We start from the raw sequence: 19,035 nt of genomic DNA, 5'->3' as shown, positions 1-19,035 counted from the left end.
TCACCCCTGCCCGAAAAGTCCGGTCAACGCCCGATGCACCACCCCTGTCACCGAGGGCCTGCGTCCGCGCTGAAACGGCAGCGGGCGGCACACCTCGATCGCGGCCACCCCCACCCGCGCCGTCAGCGCGCCGTTAACCACGCCTTCCCCGAACCGACGCGACACCTTGGAGAGCACGCCGCCACCGGCCATGCTGCTGATCATATCATCGCCCACCGCCACGGCCCCCGTGGCCAGGAGATGGGCCATGACCGCCCGAGCCAGTCGCCAACTGCCCAGGACACCGGCGCGCCCACCATAGATCTCGGCCACCGCCCGGATCATGCGCAGATTTGCGACAAACGCCCCCACGACATCGGCCAGGGCCAGCGGCACCAGCGCCGTGACCATCGCCACCTGCCGCGCCGCGACCTCCACTTCGCGCAGGGCCTGCGCATCGAGAGGGGCCAGAATCTCGACTTCCGCCAATCCGAGCAGCGCCTCGGCGTCAAACTGCTCCGCCTGTCGCTCTGCCAGCCGTTCCAGCCCCCAGGCTGTTTCGGGACGCTTGGCGTAAAGCGTGCGCAGCCGCACCACCACCCGACGTGCCGCCTCCAGATCTTCGGTGGCACGCGCGGCCACGGCCTCGCGCCGCAGGGTATCGAGCCGACCCAATCGGGCAAATCCCGCCACTTCGCGCAACCCGATGATCGCCGCCACAATCAAGAGGCCCGCGCCCATCGCTGCCACGCCGTAGCCCAGCACCGGCACACGCGCGATCAAGCCCATCGCAAAATCCCATGCCGCGACAGAAACCGCCGCCCCCATCAAGCCAAGCGCCAAGCCCCAGAAAAGCCGCCCCAGCCATGACGGCCCCGCCGCCCCGCGCGTGATTACCGCCCGCATGGCCCGCCCATCAGGCCGATCCATCAGATCGGGCACCGGCGGCGCACGGTCTGGCCCCTCGGCGGCCTGCGCATCCATCTCGATCAGAACCGGGCCCTTGGCCTTGTTGCCGCTCACGCGCTCTCTCCTTTGCCTCGCCAGACCATCAAGATATCCGGCAACCCCTCATCATTACCCAGACCCATACTGCGCGCGGCCTCGACAAAGCCTTGCCGCGCATAGAACGCGCGCGCGGCTGCATTCGCCTCGAGCACCCAGAGGCGCAAGACACCTGCTTCGGCCTTGGCCTCGGCCAAGAGCGCCCGGCCAAATCCCTGTCCTTGCCGCAGCGGATGCACGTAGAGCGCATGCAGAATATCGCCGTCGCGGACCACGAATCCGGCCAAGCGGCCCTGCTTGCGGATCACCCTGACCCAGCCCCAGCGGATCACCTTGGCGAGCGCGCGAAGGTCGTCCCAATGACTGCGCACCTGCGGCAACCATGGCGTCGCACGGGTAAACCCCCACAGGATCACAGCCAGTTGCGGCAGATGCCAAAGCTGCCCGCGCGCCGTTCTCATAGCCTATCCCCGATCAGGAATTGCGCGGCGCGGTCCAGCCGGATATGCGGCGGCCCCTCACCGGGGCGCAGGTTGAGCGGCGCGGGCGCAAAGCGCATGACCCGGTAATCCTGACCCAGCCACTCGGTCGCGCCCGACCGCGCCGAGGCCAGCAGTTGCCCCGGATCATCGGGCAGGTCGCCCGCATAAAACGCCGCCTGTCGCCCCGTGTCGAGTAATCGACCGCGCACACAGTCAAGCATCTCGCCGTTGTGGCTCAGCCGTTCCTCGACCGTAGCGCGCAACGCGGCCAGGGCCATTGCCTCTGTCTTAGCCCCGGCAAATTCCGCCCGGTCGCGCGCCTCGCGCAAGAGGGCGGACATGATCCCCGTCAACCGCCCGTGCTGCGCATGATGCAGATGGTCCGCCTTGGTCGCGGCAAAAAGGATACGCTCCACCCGCCGCCCAAGCAGCAATTGCGTCAGGAACGCATTGCGGCCGGGCCGGAACGCGCCCAGAATTTCCGCCATGGCCCGGCGCATATCGTCGACCGCCTGCGGCCCCTTGTGAATTGCATCGAGCGCATCAACCAGAACCACCTGTCGGTCGATCTTGGCAAAATGGTCGCGAAAGAAGGGTTTGACCACCTCGCGCTTGTAAGCGTCATAGCGCCGTGCCATCTCGGCGCGCAGGCTGCCGCGACCCGCCTTGCCCTCTGGCAGCGGCGCGAATGTCACCACCGGCGATCCCGCAAGATCACCGGGCAGGATGAAACGCCCCGGCGTGCAATCATAGAATCCCGCGGCGCGCGCCGCCTGCAAATAGGCGGTAAACCCTGCCGCCAGCGCCTGCGCCTCCGGCTCGTCCAGTCGCGCCGCCACATCCACTTGGCCCACCTGTGCCAGATACCCGGCCGCCTCGGGGCGCGGGGCAATCCGTGCCAAAACTTCGGACGCCCATTGATCATAGCTCTTATCCATGAGCGCCAGATCAAGCAGCCATTCGCCCGGGTAATCCACGATATCGAGATGGACCACCCTCGGCCCTGCGACCCCCGCCAAGAGCCCCGCGGGCCGAACCCGCAACGACAGGCGCAATTCAGACACCGTGCGCGTGCTCTCGGGCCAATGCGGCGTGGGGCCGGTCAGGGCCGCCAAATGCGCCTCGTAGTCAAAGCGCGGCAGCGTCACATCGGGCTGTGGTTGCAGATAGGCCGCAAGAATCCGCCCGTCGCCCTGCGCCAAAAGCCCCGGCATCCGCCCCCGGTCCATCAGATTGGCGATGAGTGAGGTGATGAATACCGTCTTGCCCGCCCGTGCAAGGCCCGTCACCCCGACCCGGATCACCGGCTCGAAGAACGCTTGGCTCACAAGGTCGCCCAAGCCCTCGATGCCGCGCACCACGCCCTCTGCCATGCCTGCTACTGCCAAGAACCGCCCCTTTTCCCGTTGGCCTCAAGATAGAGACCCACCTTAGGGGTTGCTAGGGGCAATTGCTCCCCGCTGTTCCCCAGACAGTCGGCGCATGCAACCCAAGAAGAAGCCGGGTCTGCCCAATGGTCAAAGCCGCATTTCCGCGTTATAGGGGCAAAAATCCATCAGGAGCGCCCCAATGGCCGAGACCGAGCAGCCGCAGATTTACCTCATCACCCCGCCCGAGTTCGAGCTGAGCGTCTTTCCCGACACATTAGCCCGCGTTCTCGATCATCATCCGGTCGCCTGTGTGCGGCTTGCCCTGGCCAGCCGTGACGAGGATCGCATCTCACGCGCGGCCGATGCCTGCCGCGAGGTGACACACGCCCGCGACGTGGCGCTCGTGATCGAGAGCCATCTGATGCTGGTCGAGCGGCATGGCCTCGACGGCGTGCACCTGCCCGACGCTGGTCGTTCGGTGCGCGCAGCGCGCAAGGAACTGGGTGAGGATGCCATAGTCGGCTGCTTTTGCGGCACGTCGCGCCATGACGGCATGAACGCAGGCGAGGCAGGTGCCGATTACATCAGCTTTGGTCCTGTTGGGGATAGCCCGCTCGACGACGGCGCGCATGTCGATATGGATGTGTTCGACTGGTGGTCCAAGGTGATCGAATTGCCGGTGGTGGCCGAAGGTGCGCTTGATCTGGCACTTGTCGCAAAGCTGGCCCCGATGACGGACTTTCTGGCCTTTGGCGAGGAAATCTGGCGAGAAGAGGATCCGGTTCAGGCCCTTGGCCGCTTTATCGCCGCGATGGGCTGAACCGCGACGTTACCGCCCGCGCCGCGTCTCGGGCATGCCCGCGCGCACCTGCGCCTCGGCCCAGGCGGCCAGCGCCTTGCGGTCCGCAAAGGCATCCACCCGCGCCGGGGCGTGGTAGACCACCCGCACCCGGCCCTGACGCCGCACCGCAAGAACACGCAGCAAATGCGTGCCAAAATCCATATCGCCCCACCAGCCATAGAATCTCGGATCTTGTCCCTTGGGGGATTCATAGATCACCGAAACCGGCTGAACATGGATCGCATGCGCCAGTTTTTGACTGAAGAATGCCTGAAAAAGCGTTGATTTAAATGGGATAACGCGCATCCCATCGGTCGAACTGCCTTCGGGAAAGAACAAGAGCTTGTGGCCCGCCAGAAGGCGCGACTCGAAAACCTCGGTCTGCGCCTTGGCCTCTTTGGGATCGCGGGTAATGAACACCGTGCCCACCAGCCGTGCCAGATGACCAATGCCAGGCCAGCCCGCAACCTCGGATTTCGACACAAAATACACGCGCTTGCGCGCATTTAGCGCGAAAATGTCCAGCCACGAGGCATGATTGGCCACTACCGCACCCGGCGCTCGCATCGGCGTGCCCTTGACCTCATGGCCCATACCCAAGACGCGAAACACCGCCCAACAGACCCATTGCGTCACATAGGGTGTCCAGGGCCGGTGTAGCCCATGCAAGGGTCGCTCGATCAGCCGCAAGGCGACCGAGACAACCACGCCCAGGAGAATCACCAGCGCCATGCACAGCCCACGCATTCCCGCACGCAACCAACCGCCGGGTGTCAGCGTGAAATCAGCGGGTGGTACGTCGGAGTCCCACCTGAACTTCAAGGTGTAATGCCTTGCTGATACGTTGATTTTTGCTTTTCACTCAACCGATCAATATCCAGAATCAGGCAGACATCGGTGGTATTGAACTGATGGTCCACAAATGCCCCGTCGCCAACATAGCCCCCCAATCGCAGATAGGCCTTGATCAGCGCAGGCACTTGGCGCATCGCCGCGCGCCGGTCCAGATCACCTGCGGCGATCAGGTCCATGCGTTGAAAATGTCCCCCCCGCGCCCGCACACGCAAGCCCTCTGGCGCCAGATGCCGCTCATGCAACAGACTCAGCGAGGGGGCAAGTTCCGCGATGTCGGTGCCATGAAAGCTGGCCACGCCGAACAGAATCTCAATGCCATGATCCGTCACATAACGACCCAAACCGTTCCAGAGATGATACATGCCCGGCCCCCCGCGATAGGATTTCGCTAGGCAAGAACGCCCCAACTCCATCAGCCGCCGCCCACTGGTTTTGAGCGCGCTCAGGTCATACTCATCCTCGGAATAGAATTGCCCCGCGCGCGCGGCCTGATCATCGCGGAGTAGACGGTAAACTCCCACAACGGCTCCATTATTAGCATCGTCCAACAAAAGGAGATGATCAAAGAACGGATCGAACCGATCACGTTCCAGCCGCGCAGCATGATCCACCAACGGCCCGTCGCCACCCAATTCCTCGACAAAAACCTCGTAGCGCAGACGTTGCGCCGCGCGCAATTCCTCGGGCGTTTCGGCCAGCTTCACACGGAACTTGGGGGCGCTTGCGGTCATCGGCCTTGCCTCTCGGGTCTGCGCCGCCTTTTAGGCAAGAGCACGGCCAAGTGCAACGATACCGCTGGTCGCAATGCTCGGCGGTTGTTAACCTTTTGCTAACCCGGATCAAGGATCAAGGATCAAGGATCAAGGATCAAGGATCAAGGATCAAGGATCAAGAAGAGGTATCAGTTCCACGCGGTTGCCATCAATGACCACCTTGCCCTCTTCACGAAAGTTGACGGTGATACGCCCGCCGATGTTGGATTGTACCTGCCCCGTTCCCCAATCCGGCCTCTGCGGATGCTGCACCAGCATTCCCGGCTCAAGTATCGAATTCATATCCGTCATGCCGTATCTCACCCCGGAGTGTCCAATGCCCCAACATACCCATACCATTGGCGCTTTGATAGCCTCTCGCATCTGCCATGACCTCGTCAGCCCCTTGGGGGCGATCGACAATGGTCTGGAATTGATGGAGCTTGCCGGGGCTACGACAGGGCCGGAAATGGCGCTGGTCACGGCATCGACGACCCAAGCATTGGCCCGCGTGCGATTTTTTCGGCTGGCTTTTGGTCAGGCCGAGGCGGATCAGGTCACGCGGGCCGAGGAGTTGCGCGATATCCTTGGCACATTTCATGAGGGCGGGCGCATCGCCCTTGCTCTGCAAATCACCAGCACCCTGCCTCGCCCCACGGCGCAGATTCTTCTGCTTGGTCTGCTTTGCGTCGAGCAGGCGCTGCCACAGGGCGGTCATATCGTAATTGGCGAAACCTCCGACGGGTGGCAGATCACGGCCACCGCCCCACGCCTCGCCCCGAACCCGGACCTCTGGCAAGCGCTCTGCGCGGGCGGGTCCTGGCCAGAGGTCAGCCCCGCGCAGGTGCATTTCCTGCTTTTACATCACTGTCTTGCGACGCAGGGCCTGACCGTTCAACGCAGTCTCAGCGAAACAGAGTTCTGCGTCACGCTCTCACGGCACCATCTGCCTCAACCAGATATTTGAAACTGGTCAGTTGCGCCGCCCCCACGGGACCGCGCGCATGCATCTTGCCGGTGGCAATCCCGATTTCCGCCCCCATACCGAATTCGCCGCCATCGGCGAACTGGGTTGAGGCGTTGCGCATCAGGATGGCACTGTCGAGCCGGGCAAAAAACCGCGCCGCCGCCGCATCATCCTCGGTCACGATGCAATCGGTGTGGTTGGACCCATAGCGCCGAATATGCGCGATGGCGTCATCCAGGCTGTCCACAACCCTGACGGCGATGATACTGTCGAGATATTCGCGCCCCCAATCCTCTTCGGTGGCCGCAACCGTGCCCGCGATCTCCTGCAGGGCCGCATCGGCGCGCACTTCGACCCCGGCGTCGATCAGCGCGCGGATCACACCCTGACCAATGGTCTCGACAATATCGCGATGAATGAGCAGACATTCCGCTGCGCCGCAAATCCCCGTGCGCCGGGTCTTGGCATTCAGCACCACGCGTAGCGCCTTGGCCGGATCCGCCGCCGCATCCAGGAAAATATGCACGATGCCTTCAAGATGGGCAAAGACGGGCACCCGCGCCTCGCGCTGCACAAGACCCACAAGGCCCTTGCCGCCGCGCGGGATGATCACGTCAATCGTGTCGGTCATGGTCAGCATCTCTTGGACCGCTGCCCGGTCCCGTGTGGGCACAAGCTGGATCGCATCCTCCGGTAGCCCTGCCGCGCGTAACCCCGCCACTAGACAGGCATGAATCGCGCCCGAGGAATGAAAGCTCTCCGACCCGCCGCGCAGGATCACCGCATTGCCGGATTTCACGCAGAGCGCCCCGGCATCCGCCGTCACATTGGGACGGCTTTCATAGATCACCCCAACCACGCCCAAAGGCGTGCGAACCCGGCGGATATGCAGGCCCGTGGGCTGATCCCATTCCGCCAGAACCTCGCCCACCGGATCGTCCTGCGCCGCCACGGCGCGTAATCCGTCCACGATCCCCTTGATCCGCGCCTCGTCGAGCGCCAGACGGTCCATCATCGCATCGGACAGCCCCTTGTCGCGACCATACTCCAGATCGCGCGCGTTGGCCGCCATGATCCCGGCCCGGCCGTCCCAGACCGCATCGGCCGCCGCCTCCAGAGCCGCGCGCTTGGTCGCGGCATCTGCAACCGCCAGGTCGGCCGCCGCCGCACGGGCGCGCGCGCCAATTTCGGCCATCAGCGCCGTAATCTCTGTCTGATCCTTCATCCGCTGCCCTCCCACGTGTCAGAATGCCATATCGTCGCGATGCATCAAAGGTCCGCGCGCCGGATAGCCCAGCACCGCCTCGATCTGATCCGAGCGCAGCCGCTTGATCCGCTCCGCATCCGCCGCGTCATAGCGGGTCAGACCCTGCCCCAACACGCGGCCCGCCTCGTCGGCCACCTCGACCGGATCACCCCGGCCAAAGCGGCCCTCGACCACCGTCACCCCTGCCGCAAGAAGGCTGCTGCCCGCCGACAGCGCACGCGCCGCCCCCCGCATCGACCGTGACACGCCCCTTGGGCTTCATAGCCGCGATCCAGGCCTTGCGCTTTTGCTGCGGATCACCCTGGGCCAGAAACCACGTCGCCGCGGCCCCCTCATCCAGCGCGCGCACCGGGTGCAACACGTCGCCTTGCGTGATCGCCATCACACAGCCCCCCGCCGTGGCGGTCTTGGCGGCCATCAGCTTGGTTTTCATACCGCCTTTGCTCAGGCCAGAAACGGCGTCGCCCGCCATCGCCTCGATTTCGGGCGTGATGGCCGCGACCACGTCGAACCGCCGCGCGGTGGGGTCCTGCGCGGGATTTGCGGAATAGAACCCATCGACGTCGCTGAGCAGGATCAGCTGATCCGCCCCCGCCGTCACCGCCACCTGCGCCGCCAGCCGGTCATTGTCGCCATAGCGGATTTCATCCGTGGCGACGGTGTCATTCTCATTGACGATGGGCACCGCGCCCAAGCGCAAAAGTTGCTCCAACGTGGCGCGGGAATTGAGATAGCGCCGCCGGTCGGTGCTGTCCTCGAGCGTCACCAGGACCTGCGCCGCCGTCAGCCCATGCGCGGCCAGGGCCGCGTCATAGGCCCCTGCGAGGCGAATTTGCCCCACAGCCGCCGCCGCCTGAGATTGTTCAAGCGTGAGCACGCTCTGCGGCAGGTTCAGCACCCGCCGCCCCAGGGCGATGGACCCCGAAGACACAAGAATTACGTCGGTGCCATTCTGCCGCAACCACACGACATCTTCGATCAACGCGCCCAGCCACTCGGCCCGCAAACTGCCCGTGACCCGGTCCACCAGCAGGGCCGAGCCGATCTTGATTACCAGTCGTTTCGCGTCGGTTACGGTTGCCACGGTGCGTCTTCTTCGTCCTCGTCGCGCACCTTGTGGCGCAGGCGGTCCGCGTCGATGCGTTCACGCAATGCGCGCAGCACCTCTGTCACCCCCTCGCCCGACACGGCAGACATGAGCATCACGGGTGTGCCGCAGGCGGCCTCCAGCTCTTCGCGCAGGAAATCCCGTTCTTCGTCATCCAAGGTGTCGATCTTGTTGAGCACGGTCACGCGCGCCTTCTCCGCCAAACCGCCACCATAGGCCTCAAGCTCGGTGATGATGGTCTGATAATCGCCCACGATATCACCCGAACTGCCATCTAGCAGATGCAACAGCACGGCGCAGCGTTCCACATGCCCAAGAAACAGATCGCCAAGGCCACGCCCCTCGGACGCGCCTTCGATCAGGCCGGGAATGTCCGCCACCACGAATTCGACGTTATCCACGCCCACGACCCCCAGGTTGGGATGCAGGGTGGTAAACGGATAATCCGCGATCTTGGGCCGCGCATTAGACGTGGCGGCGAGAAAGGTCGATTTGCCGGCATTGGGTAGCCCCAGCAGGCCGACATCGGCGATCAGCTTGAGTCGCAACCAGATCGTGCGCTCCACCCCTTCTTGCCCGGGGTTGGCCCGACGCGGCGCCTGATTGGTCGAGGTCTTGAAATGAAGATTGCCCCAGCCGCCGTTGCCACCCTGTGCCAAGAGCACGCGCTGCCCGATCTCGGTCATGTCGGCGATAACGGTTTCCATGTCCTCATCGAGGATCTCCGTGCCCACCGGCACGCGCAACACGATGTCCTCACCGCTTGCCCCGGTGCGCTGACGCCCCATGCCGGGCGTGCCGCTCTTGGCAAAGAAATGCTGCTGGTAGCGGAAATCAATCAGCGTGTTCAGACCGTCGACCGCCTCCGCCCAGACCGAACCGCCATTGCCGCCGTCCCCGCCATCCGGGCCACCAAATTCGATGAACTTTTCCCGGCGAAAGCTGACGCAACCCGCGCCACCCCCGCCAGAGCGGATATAAACCTTTGCGAGATCGAGAAATTTCATATGCCGTCCTTATCGCAAAGGCCCCTGTCCGAGCCTCAGATCATCTTTTTACTATAGGTCCAGGTCAAGACCTTGGCGCCACGTGCAACGCTGAACGCTTCGGCATCCCCAAGATACTGAAACCCGCAATTCGTCAAGACCCGCGCCGAGGCGGCATTGTCCTGAAACACCGAGGCAAAGATCGTCCGTGCCCGATGCGGATTGTCCGCCAACAGCGCCTCGACCGCCGCCGACGCGACACCCGTGTTCCAATAGGCCGGTGCCACCCAATAGGCGATCTCGGATTGGCCGTCATCCACCCGCTCCAGGCTAATAAGGCCCATCACCTCGGAGCCACCCGCCTTGGTGCCGTCGATGGCCCAGATATCCTCGGACCGGCCGTCGGCCTGCGCCCGGGCGATCAACGCCTCGGTGGCGCCCGGCGGCAACGGGTGCGGAATGCTGCGGGTAAAACGCGCGACGCGCACGTCCCCCGCATTCATCCCGATCAACCCCGCATCCGACACCCGCAAGGGCCGCAGATCAAACCGTTCCGCCACAATCACCGGCTGGTTCACAATCGTCTCGTACTTCATGCGCCTGCTCCTCCGATCAGCGCCAAACTCATGGCAAGAGATGGCCACTCTCCGCCAAAGCACAACGGCACGGTCGCGCGATTGTGCAGCCTCGTCACCTCACGGACCTCCTCCGGCTCGCAAAAGCGAAAAGGGGACCGGCGGTCTCGCCGATCCCCTATAGTGTCAAAACCCTAAGGACGGCTTATTCAGCGGCCTCCGCCACTGGCAGAACCGAAACAAAGGTGCGGCCCTTGAGGCCCTTGTGGAATTTCACAGCACCTTCGGCCACGGCAAAGAGGGTGTGATCCTTGCCTTCACCCACGTTCAGACCCGGCCAAAACTTGTTGCCGCGCTGACGCACGAGGATGTTGCCGGAAATCACGGCTTCGCCACCGTATTTCTTGACGCCAAGGCGACGACCATCAGAGTCGCGCCCGTTACGGGATGAACCGCCTGCTTTTTTATGTGCCATTTGGTCTCTCCTTAGCCTTTAGCCAGCTCTTTGGCCTGTTCGATCCAGCCTTCACGCTCGATCCGGCCTTTGAACGACAGTTTCTCGTCCATGGCGGCCACATCGGCCTCGGTCCATGCTGCCACTTGGGCAAAGGTGGTCACACCCGCCTCAAGAAGCTTTTTCTCAAGCGCGGGACCAACCCCCGACAGCCGCTTGAGGTCATCGCCACCCGCTGCGGGCTTGGCGCTGGATTTCTTGGCGGGCTTCGCCTCGACCACGGTCGCCACCGAACCAGAGCCGACAGCCGCCTTGACGCCTGTTGCTTCTGCACCGCTGGCCAGAATCTCGGTGACACGTACCAGCGTCAGCTTCTGACGATGACCACGGGTGCGCTGCGAGCCGTGCTTACGGCGGCGTTTGACAAAGTTGATAACCTTGTCACCCTTGATTTGATCAACGACCTCGGCCTGCACGGCCGCGCCCGCCACAAAGGGCGCACCGATGACGAGGGCATCGCCACCCAGCATCAGGATATCGTTGAACTGAACTTTTTCACCGGCATCGGCTGCAATTTTCTCAACACGAAGCATGTCGCCCGACGACACCTTGTATTGCTTGCCACCGGTCTTGAGGACCGCAAACATGGGCTCTTCCTTTTCTCTCCGCGCTCTGTGGTCCCCGGATACTCCGGGCGTTTTCGGCCGTTGGGCCACCTCGAACTGCGCCCCTTTTCGGGGTGTATATCAAAGACAAACCCGGCAAGATCATCCCGCCGGGTTGCGCGCTATTGCCAAACTCTGCCCCCCGAGTCAAGGGCCAGCCCGCCAAAACCGCGCCAAAACCCTCATAAATCCTCGCCTTCCATCGTCAAGGCGGTGGCCAGACCCAATTGATACGACAACTCTTCATACATCGCATCAAAGGCCGCGAACAGCGCGCGGTTCAACTGTTGGCCCTCCGCGCTTCTGTAGAGCGCGATATAAGCCTCAAGCACCTCTTGCGCCAGCGGTTGATAAGCCATGGTCAGATAGGCCTGCATCCAGTCGCGCGTCTCTTCGCGCATCTCGGGTTCCTGCGCCCAGATTTCCGCCAGCATTTCCTCTTCGCTCAGGTCCAGACCGCCACCATCGGCCAGGCCGCGATAGAATCCAAGGTTGGCATTGAGCGCCCCCGCGACATTGCGCTCGATCAGATCGCTATCGTCAATGAGGGTTGCCACATGGCGCACAATCGGCGCATCGGCCGCCGCCAACTCGGCATAGCGCGCCTCTGCCGCGGCCTCGGTGCCATCGTCCAAGAGCGCCCGGCGCCCGGCGATTTCCAGGGCCACCACCTCTGCCCCCTGCCCCTCGAAAAAGCCCAGCAGCGGTCCCGTGTCGGCCCCCTCCATCGCCCGCGCGAACCGGCTTTGCACCTGTGCCAACATGCGCTCGACATCGTAAACCCGACCGACCACCCGATCCCAACGGGCCCGCTCGACCGTGCTCAGCATCTCGTCGCCAACATCGCCACCATAGCGCAGCCCCTCCGCGCGCATGATCTCGACGGTCTCTTCAAAGTGCAGCGCAGCCATAAGCCGGTCGATCTCGCCCGCGCGCAATGGCAGCGCCGCCAGAAGCAGCGCTGCGCAGGCAAAGAGAACCGCCCGCATCCTCACAACTCCTGCGCCGGGGTCAGACCCCGCATCCTTGCGGCCAGAACCTCGAACCGGTTGGCCATGATCTCGTATTGCACAGCATTCATCAATTCGTAGACCCGCGCCATGGTCGGATGCTCAAGGGCGACCACATAGGCGCGCAAATCCTCGATGGGCAGGCTCTGATAGGTATAGGCGGCACTGGCCAGCGCCGAGGCACGCAGGCTCTCGCGCAATTCGTCTTCGCCCTCCGCCAGAAGGGCACGCAGCATGCCTTCGTCAATCTCACTCTCCAGCACCCCGGCATAAGAGGCCGCCAGCAGAAACCGCACCTGGATTTCCTGCACCGCTTGCACCCCGGTGCCCGCACTGTCCACCGCTGCGTTCATGGCCCGCAACACCTCGACCCGATCTTGTGGCATCTGCGCCAAGAGCGTCTCCCCTTCGACCCGCTTGGCGTCGTCGTCCTCATGCAGATGCGCCGCGTTCTCGACCGCAACCAGACGCTGCCCAAGGTCCGAAGCATAGAACTCAGCGGCATGGCCCAACATCTCGTCATCCAGCGCCTGCTCCAGAATGCTCAGCCCCATGTCGCGCATCCGGTCGGTGTCAAACACCTCTTCGGCCAGCGTGGTCCAGCCTTGGCCAAAATCACTGGCCGACAGCCCCAGCATCTCTGGCGCGCCAGAGGCTGAGAGCGCGATACTGTCGAGTGCCACGCCAAAGCCCGTCACCTCCAGAAACGCCTCCAGCCGCGCCCGGTCCGCCGCACGGAGGGGCGCGGCGACCAGCACTACCATCAAAAGCGCCAGCACCGCCAACGCGATACCGCGCGACTGTGACCGCAAGCGAACCCCGCCCATCACACGCCATCCTTTCCACATTGTTTCAGCCAGACCTGTTCCAACCTAGGCAAATTATCCCGCGAAACAATGCAAATCCCCCTTGCCCCCCCCGCCAAAGGCAAATAAACGCTTGCTCCACCAGACCCCCGCGGAGAGGTGCCGGAGTGGTCGAACGGGGCGGTCTCGAAAACCGTTGTGGGGGCAACTCCACCCAGGGTTCGAATCCCTGTCTCTCCGCCATCATCCCCCCAAGGTGTTTTAACTGCAAAATTAAAGGGCAGATGGGCCTGCTACAGGCTGCACTCCCTGTTGCGGTGCCGCTGGGAAAGCGCGAAACTCTTGAGCAAACTTGAGCAAAGAGGTTACGCGCCCGCAATGATCGGTGATACCGAGACGCGGACCTGACAGATGGGCCAAGAGCAGAGATAAAAACACCATGGCTTTTCTCGCGGATTTCGAGACTGTGCTACCAAAGAACCGCCTGTCCTTTACGGCAGCAGGTCCAACGTTGGTCGTCTCCTTTGACAATGCCGTCGCCGCGCAGCGCAAGGCGCCTGATCGGCGCGCGTGGGGGCACGGTTTTTTTGCGGATGAGGGACATTCGGTTCTGGGGGTGATCGCCGGTGATTCCGACTGGTTCAGATGCCCTGCCTTGCACAAAGAGTTGTTGGCGCTGCGTGACCGCGGCTTTTTCCAACAATTCGCGCTGGTCGTCATGACCGGCACTTCGATGGGCGGTTTTGGCGCGGCAGCCTTCGCATCGCTGGCCCCCGGTTGTCGTGTGATCAGCTACACGCCGCAAAGCACCCTGCGCGCCGATCTTGTGCCGTGGGAAACCAACCACCGCAAAGGGCGTCAGCAGAGCTGGGATGGCCTGTTCACCGATGCCGCTGCGGAATCGCGACAGGCCTCCGAGGTCTATCTGTTCTACGATCCCTTCCACAGCGAGGACCGCCGTCATGCGGCGCGCTTCACCGGGGAAAATGTGCGGCACCTACGCAGCCCCCTGCTTGGGCACGGCCTACCCGAAGCCTTTGACGCGATGGGTCTCTTGAAGGATATCTTTCGCAAAGCCAGCACCGGAACGTTGGAGAGCGCCTGGTTCTACGCCGCTATGCGCGCCCGCAGAACATTGCCCAAATATCACAAGGAAATGCTGCATGCCTTGGCACGGCATCATCATCTTGAAACAGGTGCCGCCGTCGCTCGCCGCGCCTTCGAGACATTTGCAGATCCCTATTTTGCGCAGCGCGAGGCGCTTTTTACGGCGGCGACGGGAAACATCCTCGGGGCAATGAACCAGATGGACAGAATCGCGCGGGCGCAACGCCTGCGCAGCCGCATTAGACCGGATGCGTCAGAGGCCGACTAAGCGCGAAACCCACGCGCCTCAGCTATCAGACGGATCATCGCTCACGTCCGCGACGCGGCCATACCGCGTTACGCAGACGTTACAAATCTCTCAAACCCACGTCACAAACTGACCCTATCCGTGCCCGGTAACATTTCTCAATCTGGGTGGACCAACGGATGGCCTATACGCTTCAACTTCTGCATGCCAACGACCTCGAGGGCGGCGTCGCCGCTCTGGACAACGCACCGAATTTTGCCGCGATCGTCGACACGCTCGAAGATACGTTCGAGAACACGGTCCTGCTCTCTGCCGGTGACAACTACATTCCCGGCCCGTTCTTCTCGACCGCAGCGGACCGCTCGTTTCGCGCCACCCTGACCAACGCTTATGAACGGTTCTACACCGAGGTGCTCGGGCAGGACCTGACCGATGTGACCCTGGATCTGCGCGAGGCACCCGGTCGTGTCGACATCACGATCATGAACGTGCTGGGCTTTGATGCCTCTGCGGTGGGCAACCATGAATTCGATCCCGGCACCAGCGCCTTCGCATCGGTGATCGACGGGGCCGGTGGCAATGGCACGATCAACTGGGTCGGGGCGCTCTTTCCGTATCTGACCTCCAACATCGACTTTTCCGAAGACGCCAATCTCGGCGATCTTTTCACGACCCAGCTTCTCACCTCCGATGCCTTCGCAGAGTCGTTGGCCGACCAGGCCGCCGGCAATTTCGGCCCGGCCATCGCACCCGCTACCCTGATTGAAGAAGGTGGTGAGCTGATCGGCGTGGTCGGTGCCACCACCCAGATCATCGAGAGCATTTCCTCGACAGGAGGCACCAACGAGATCACCGGCGGGGCCACCGACATGGCGGCCCTCGCCGCTGTCATCCAGCCGCAAATCGACGCTCTGATCGCGGCGGGTGCAAACAAGATCATCCTCACCTCGCATCTCCAGCAGATTGCGCTGGAAAAGGAACTGGCGGGCCTGCTCGACGGGGTCGACATCATCATCGCCGGCGGCTCCAACACGCTTCAGGCCGATGCCAATGACCGCCTGCGCGACGGTGACGAAGCCGCCGAAGGCTATCCCTTCCTGACCGTGGATGCGAATGGCAATCCGGTGGCCATCGTCTCGACCGATGGCGAGTACAGCTACCTGGGTCGCCTCGTCGTGGAATTCGATGACAATGGCGTGCTCGTCGCCTCGTCCATCGACGCCGATGTCTCGGGCACCTTTGCCACCGACGATCAGGGCGTGCTGGACGTGACAGGCGCCGCCAACCTGCAAGAGGCGCTCGACAGCTCGGCCAAGGCCAGCATCGTGCAAGACCTGACCGACGCGGTCCAAGTCATCGTGGACGAGGCCGATGCCATTGCATTCGGTAACCATGATGTCTTCCTCGACGGTCGCCGCGAAACCGTACGCACAGAAGAGAGCAATCTCGGCAATCTGACCGCCGATGCCAATCTCTCAGCTGCCCGCGATGCTGATACCACGGTCAATGTCTCGTTCAAGAACGGCGGCGGTATCCGTGCCGAAATCGGCTCTTCCACCAACACCGGCACCGATGCGGGCGACGGCGTGCTCTCGCAACTTGACCTGCAAAATTCGCTGCGCTTCAACAATGGTCTTGCCGTTGCCACCGTGACCAAAGAAGGCTTTCTCATGCTGCTCGAGCATGGCGTGGCCGATACCGACACCGAGGCGGGGAACACCCCCGGCCGGTTCTTCCAGATCGGCGGCTTCCGCGTCAGCTTTGACGAGAACGGCACCGCTCAGGAGCTCGTCACCGATTTGAATGGCGATTATGTGGTCGATCCGGCCACCGACCGCCCGCAAGTGGCCGTGGCTGGCGACCGGATCAAGACCGTAGCCCTGATCGACCCGGAAACCGGCGATGACATCGTGATCTTCCGCGATGGTGCCTTCACTGCCGAAGCCCCCGAGACGATCCGCATGGTCACGCTCGACTTCCTGATGCTCACGAATGGCGATGGCTATCCGTTCCAGGAACTCATTTCGGATGTGCAGTTCCTGACACCTGAGGGCGGCATCACCTCTGACGCAGAGGCCGACCGCCTTGGCGAACAGCAGGCGCTCGGCGATTTCATGTCCGAGAACTTCCCGGACGCGGACAACGCCTTTGCCAATGCCGAGACGGATGTCACCAACGACCTGCGCATCGTGCAACTGGCGCGCAATGGCGGTGTCGACCGTATCCTGCTCGACGAAAACACGCCGACCCTCGGCACCTCCATCGCGGCAGAGCTTCTGAGCGGCGAAACCGAGCTGTTCACCGGCGGGTCCGAAGTGGTCTCGGTGGACGCAGGCCGCGCCTATGTCACCAACGGCGCGCAGAATCGCATCGACGCGTTCGACGCGGCCACCGGCGAGAAACTGGGTGAATTCGACCTTGGTCAGGTGACAGGGTTCGCCAGCGTGCAATCGGTCGCGGCCAAGAACGGCCTCGTGGCTGCTGCGCTCTCGGTCACACCCGCCGAGGCCAATGGCGTCGTCGCAATCTTCGATCTGGACGGCAATCTGCTCAACACCGTCGAGGTGGGCAACCTGCCCGATATGCTGACCTTCACCCCCGATGGCACGCGCATCCTCGTCGCCAATGAGGGCGAGCCACTGGACGGCACCGATCCTTTGGGCGGCGTGTCCATCATCGACGTGAGCGGTGGCGCGGCCAATGCCACCGCCGTCACGCTCGATTTCTCGGCCTTCGACGGTCAAGAGGACAGCTTGCGCGAGGCCGGTGTTCTGATCCAGCCGGGAAACTCCGCCTCTCAGGACCTTGAGCCGGAATATATCACGGTCCTGCCGGATGGCGTCACTGCATGGGTGTCCCTGCAAGAGGCCAATGCCTACGCGGTCATCGACCTCACCACCAACACCGTGACCGACATTCGCAGCTTCGGCCTCGTGGACCGCTCGCTTCCGGGCAACGAGATTGACGCGTCGAACCGCGACAATGCAATCAACCTGCAAACCTATGACAACCTCTTCGGCATGCGCCAGCCCGACGGGATCACCTCGATCGAAATCGGCGGCGAGACCTATATCTTCACCGCCAACGAGGGCGACGCGCGCGATGCGACAGAGGCGCGGATTGGCAGCCTCGATCTCGATCCGACCGCCTTCCCGAATGCCGATATCCTGCAACTGAACGAAAACCTTGGCCGCCTCAACGTGCGCACCGATCTGGGCGACACCGATGGGGATGGCGATTACGACCAGTTGTTCCACTACGGTTCGCGCTCCTTCACCATCTACAACACCGCCGGCGAGATCGTCTTTGACAGCGGGTCGCAGTTCTCGCAGCTTATCGCCGAAATCCGGCCCGGGCTGTTCAATCAGGACGAGGGCGAGTTTGACAACCGTTCAGACGACAAAGGCGTCGAGCCCGAGGCCATCGCCGTGGGCGTTGTCGAAGGCAAACCCTATGTCTTTATCGGCCTCGAGCGCGACAGCGGCATCATGGTGTTCGACATCTCCGACCCCGCAAACCCGGTGTTCGACCGCTATATCGACAGCGAGGCCAACGGCAATATCAGCCCCGAAACCATCGCTTTCATCCCGGCTGACCAGAGTGCGACGGGCTTTGCCCAGATCGCCATCGCTTACGAGGGCGACGGCAACACGGTCATCTACAACCTCGACAACCTCGGCGTGGACAGCTCCCCAACCGGGCGCAGCGACGGCGATGACACGCTTGCTGGGACCGACGGTGACGATAGGTTCGGCGCGGGCGCAGGCGACGACCTCGTGAGCGGCGGCGCAGGCGATGACAACCTCGGCGGCGGCTTTGGCAACGATACCGTGAACGGCGGACTTGGCAACGACACCATCGGGGCTGGCTTAGGTGACGACATCGTCAACGGCGGTGCTGGCAACGATGTGGCGAACGGCGGTGCTGGGAACGACCGGGTGCTCGGCGAAGATGGCGACGACCGCCTTGGCGGCGGTCAGGGTGCCGACACGATCGACGGCGGCGAAGGCAATGACTTCATCGGCGGCGGTTTCGGGACCGACCTCATCGAAGGCGGCGCAGGGAACGATACCATCGGCGGCGGCTTGGGCGATGACGATGTGTTTGGCGGCGACGGCGATGACTTCCTCGCAGGCGGCGGGCGCGATGACCTGCTGGATGGCGGCACGGGCAACGACACGCTCAACGGCGGTGAGGGCAATGACCTGATGACCGGCGGCGAGGGCTTGGATACCTTCGTCTTCAACAGGCTCACCAGCGGCGAGGCCGACATCATCACCGATTTCGATGCAGCCACCGAAACCGTCATCCTGCGCAGCTTGGCCAATTTCGACGCGCTCGACATCACCGATACGGTCGCCGGTGCGGTTGTGACGGTCGACGGCCAGACCATCACCTTCGAGGGGGTTCTCGCGGCAGACCTCACCGCAGATAACTTCCTCTTCGGGTAAATACTGGTCTATGCAAAAATTTCACCGGCCCCGTTCAACAGCGGGGCCGGTTTCCTTTCGGCCGCCTTTTCCGGATACGCGGGCTCACCTCAGACACGCGGAATTCGG

17 protein-coding genes, 1 tRNA gene and 1 pseudogene are annotated in these 19,035 nt (G+C 63.1%); 5 read left to right on the top strand and 14 right to left on the bottom strand.

All coding sequences use genetic code 11. The features are described 5' to 3' along the window. From ROSMUC_RS07735 to ROSMUC_RS07725, 3 genes are read right to left on the bottom strand one after another with little or no spacing between them, the layout of a single operon-like run. Positions 1-1,002: a YcjF family protein gene (locus tag ROSMUC_RS07735; RefSeq protein ID WP_102105896.1), complete on the bottom strand. Its 1,002-nt coding sequence runs from the start codon at positions 1,000-1,002 to the stop codon at positions 1-3. Next, positions 999-1,445 carry a GNAT family N-acetyltransferase gene (locus tag ROSMUC_RS07730; protein WP_037271367.1) on the bottom strand — a complete coding sequence of 149 codons (447 nt, stop codon included), beginning with the start codon at positions 1,443-1,445 and terminating at the stop codon, positions 999-1,001. Before ROSMUC_RS07730 ends, ROSMUC_RS07735 begins: the two co-directional genes overlap by 4 nt. After that, on the bottom strand, positions 1,442-2,839 hold the full coding sequence (locus ROSMUC_RS07725) for a YcjX family GTP-binding protein (protein ID WP_425442781.1): 1,398 nt from the start codon (positions 2,837-2,839) through the stop codon (positions 1,442-1,444). Before ROSMUC_RS07725 ends, ROSMUC_RS07730 begins: the two co-directional genes overlap by 4 nt. A gap of 196 nt (positions 2,840-3,035) precedes the next feature. Here ROSMUC_RS07725 and ROSMUC_RS07720 point away from each other — a divergent pair, with 196 nt between their 5' ends. Continuing rightward, the gene (locus ROSMUC_RS07720) at positions 3,036-3,656 is read left to right on the top strand and encodes a thiamine phosphate synthase (RefSeq protein ID WP_037271361.1); all 621 of its coding nucleotides are present in this window, start codon (positions 3,036-3,038) and stop codon (positions 3,654-3,656) included. A 9-nt stretch (positions 3,657-3,665) separates the two neighbouring features. Here ROSMUC_RS07720 and olsA read toward each other — a convergent pair whose 3' ends face one another. The 3 genes from olsA to ROSMUC_RS07705 all read right to left on the bottom strand — a co-directional run bounded on the left by olsA (position 3,666) and on the right by ROSMUC_RS07705 (position 5,596). Next, entirely contained in the window at positions 3,666-4,499 is an 834-nt protein-coding gene (olsA, locus tag ROSMUC_RS07715) for a lyso-ornithine lipid O-acyltransferase (protein ID WP_052115286.1), read from the bottom strand. Further along, positions 4,496-5,263, bottom strand: a complete 768-nt coding sequence (gene olsB, locus ROSMUC_RS07710) for an L-ornithine N(alpha)-acyltransferase (RefSeq protein ID WP_037271358.1) — start codon at positions 5,261-5,263, stop codon at positions 4,496-4,498. The genes olsA and olsB overlap by 4 nt, the downstream gene beginning before the upstream one ends. Before the next feature lie 150 nt (positions 5,264-5,413). Then, a complete protein-coding gene (locus tag ROSMUC_RS07705; RefSeq protein ID WP_037271355.1) occupies positions 5,414-5,596 on the bottom strand; it encodes a DUF3553 domain-containing protein in 183 nt (60 codons plus the stop codon). Between the two features lie 25 nt (positions 5,597-5,621). Here ROSMUC_RS07705 and ROSMUC_RS07700 point away from each other — a divergent pair, with 25 nt between their 5' ends. Then, positions 5,622-6,251: a histidine phosphotransferase family protein gene (locus ROSMUC_RS07700; protein WP_037271352.1), complete on the top strand. Its 630-nt coding sequence runs from the start codon at positions 5,622-5,624 to the stop codon at positions 6,249-6,251. Here ROSMUC_RS07700 and ROSMUC_RS07695 read toward each other — a convergent pair. From ROSMUC_RS07695 to ROSMUC_RS07660, 8 genes and pseudogenes are all read right to left on the bottom strand, one after another. Continuing rightward, positions 6,211-7,476, bottom strand: a complete 1,266-nt coding sequence (locus tag ROSMUC_RS07695; protein ID WP_037271349.1) for a glutamate-5-semialdehyde dehydrogenase — start codon at positions 7,474-7,476, stop codon at positions 6,211-6,213. The genes ROSMUC_RS07700 and ROSMUC_RS07695 overlap by 41 nt on opposite strands. An 18-nt stretch (positions 7,477-7,494) precedes the next feature. Then, positions 7,495-8,602, bottom strand: a pseudogene (proB, locus tag ROSMUC_RS07690) (glutamate 5-kinase). Beyond that, positions 8,590-9,633 (bottom strand): GTPase ObgE, encoded by a 1,044-nt coding sequence (gene obgE, locus ROSMUC_RS07685; protein ID WP_037271347.1) that lies wholly within the window; start codon positions 9,631-9,633, stop codon positions 8,590-8,592. The pseudogene proB and the gene obgE overlap by 13 nt, the downstream one beginning before the upstream one ends. Positions 9,634-9,668: 35 nt before the next feature. Next, positions 9,669-10,208, bottom strand: coding sequence for a GNAT family N-acetyltransferase (locus ROSMUC_RS07680; protein ID WP_037271344.1), 540 nt, complete (start codon positions 10,206-10,208; stop codon positions 9,669-9,671). A 184-nt stretch (positions 10,209-10,392) separates the two neighbouring features. Then, positions 10,393-10,662, bottom strand: a complete 270-nt coding sequence (rpmA, locus tag ROSMUC_RS07675) for a 50S ribosomal protein L27 (RefSeq protein WP_008281135.1) — start codon at positions 10,660-10,662, stop codon at positions 10,393-10,395. An 11-nt stretch (positions 10,663-10,673) separates the two neighbouring features. Next, positions 10,674-11,288 (bottom strand): 50S ribosomal protein L21, encoded by a 615-nt coding sequence (locus tag ROSMUC_RS07670; RefSeq protein ID WP_037271340.1) that lies wholly within the window; start codon positions 11,286-11,288, stop codon positions 10,674-10,676. A gap of 200 nt (positions 11,289-11,488) precedes the next feature. Beyond that, the gene (locus ROSMUC_RS07665; protein ID WP_037271337.1) at positions 11,489-12,295 is read right to left on the bottom strand and encodes a hypothetical protein; all 807 of its coding nucleotides are present in this window, start codon (positions 12,293-12,295) and stop codon (positions 11,489-11,491) included. A gap of 2 nt (positions 12,296-12,297) precedes the next feature. Then, positions 12,298-13,143, bottom strand: a complete 846-nt coding sequence (locus ROSMUC_RS07660) for a DUF2059 domain-containing protein (RefSeq protein ID WP_037271977.1) — start codon at positions 13,141-13,143, stop codon at positions 12,298-12,300. Positions 13,144-13,275: 132 nt separating this feature from the next. Between ROSMUC_RS07660 and ROSMUC_RS07655 the strand changes: the two genes are divergently transcribed. From ROSMUC_RS07655 to ROSMUC_RS07645, 3 genes are all read left to right on the top strand, one after another. Continuing rightward, positions 13,276-13,365, top strand: a tRNA-Ser gene (locus tag ROSMUC_RS07655). Positions 13,366-13,561: 196 nt separating this feature from the next. After that, positions 13,562-14,497, top strand: a complete 936-nt coding sequence (locus ROSMUC_RS07650; protein WP_052115285.1) for a hypothetical protein — start codon at positions 13,562-13,564, stop codon at positions 14,495-14,497. Positions 14,498-14,655: 158 nt separating this feature from the next. Then, positions 14,656-18,927, top strand: a complete 4,272-nt coding sequence (locus tag ROSMUC_RS07645) for a choice-of-anchor I family protein (RefSeq protein ID WP_037271334.1) — start codon at positions 14,656-14,658, stop codon at positions 18,925-18,927. Positions 18,928-19,035: the final 108 nt, after the last annotated feature.

It is taken from the genome of Roseovarius mucosus DSM 17069 (assembly GCF_000768555.3).
In the GTDB taxonomy this organism is placed as follows: domain Bacteria; phylum Pseudomonadota; class Alphaproteobacteria; order Rhodobacterales; family Rhodobacteraceae; genus Roseovarius; species Roseovarius mucosus.
The sequence above is the reverse complement of the archived record's forward strand: the minus strand, read 5'-3'. Positions and strand labels throughout refer to the sequence as shown.

Coding starts and splice junctions, on each gene's coding strand:
- ROSMUC_RS07730 (WP_037271367.1), bottom strand. CDS start 1,445: ATGAGAACGGCGCGCGGGCAGCTTTGGCATCTGCCGCAACTGGCTGTG.
- ROSMUC_RS07725 (WP_425442781.1), bottom strand. CDS start 2,839: ATGGCAGAGGGCGTGGTGCGCGGCATCGAGGGCTTGGGCGACCTTGTG.
- ROSMUC_RS07720 (WP_037271361.1), top strand. CDS start 3,036: ATGGCCGAGACCGAGCAGCCGCAGATTTACCTCATCACCCCGCCCGAG.
- olsB (WP_037271358.1), bottom strand. CDS start 5,263: ATGACCGCAAGCGCCCCCAAGTTCCGTGTGAAGCTGGCCGAAACGCCC.
- ROSMUC_RS07705 (WP_037271355.1), bottom strand. CDS start 5,596: ATGACGGATATGAATTCGATACTTGAGCCGGGAATGCTGGTGCAGCAT.
- ROSMUC_RS07700 (WP_037271352.1), top strand. CDS start 5,622: ATGCCCCAACATACCCATACCATTGGCGCTTTGATAGCCTCTCGCATC.
- ROSMUC_RS07695 (WP_037271349.1), bottom strand. CDS start 7,476: ATGAAGGATCAGACAGAGATTACGGCGCTGATGGCCGAAATTGGCGCG.
- obgE (WP_037271347.1), bottom strand. CDS start 9,633: ATGAAATTTCTCGATCTCGCAAAGGTTTATATCCGCTCTGGCGGGGGT.
- ROSMUC_RS07680 (WP_037271344.1), bottom strand. CDS start 10,208: ATGAAGTACGAGACGATTGTGAACCAGCCGGTGATTGTGGCGGAACGG.
- rpmA (WP_008281135.1), bottom strand. CDS start 10,662: ATGGCACATAAAAAAGCAGGCGGTTCATCCCGTAACGGGCGCGACTCT.
- ROSMUC_RS07670 (WP_037271340.1), bottom strand. CDS start 11,288: ATGTTTGCGGTCCTCAAGACCGGTGGCAAGCAATACAAGGTGTCGTCG.
- ROSMUC_RS07665 (WP_037271337.1), bottom strand. CDS start 12,295: ATGCGGGCGGTTCTCTTTGCCTGCGCAGCGCTGCTTCTGGCGGCGCTG.
- ROSMUC_RS07660 (WP_037271977.1), bottom strand. CDS start 13,143: ATGGGCGGGGTTCGCTTGCGGTCACAGTCGCGCGGTATCGCGTTGGCG.
- ROSMUC_RS07650 (WP_052115285.1), top strand. CDS start 13,562: ATGGCTTTTCTCGCGGATTTCGAGACTGTGCTACCAAAGAACCGCCTG.
- ROSMUC_RS07645 (WP_037271334.1), top strand. CDS start 14,656: ATGGCCTATACGCTTCAACTTCTGCATGCCAACGACCTCGAGGGCGGC.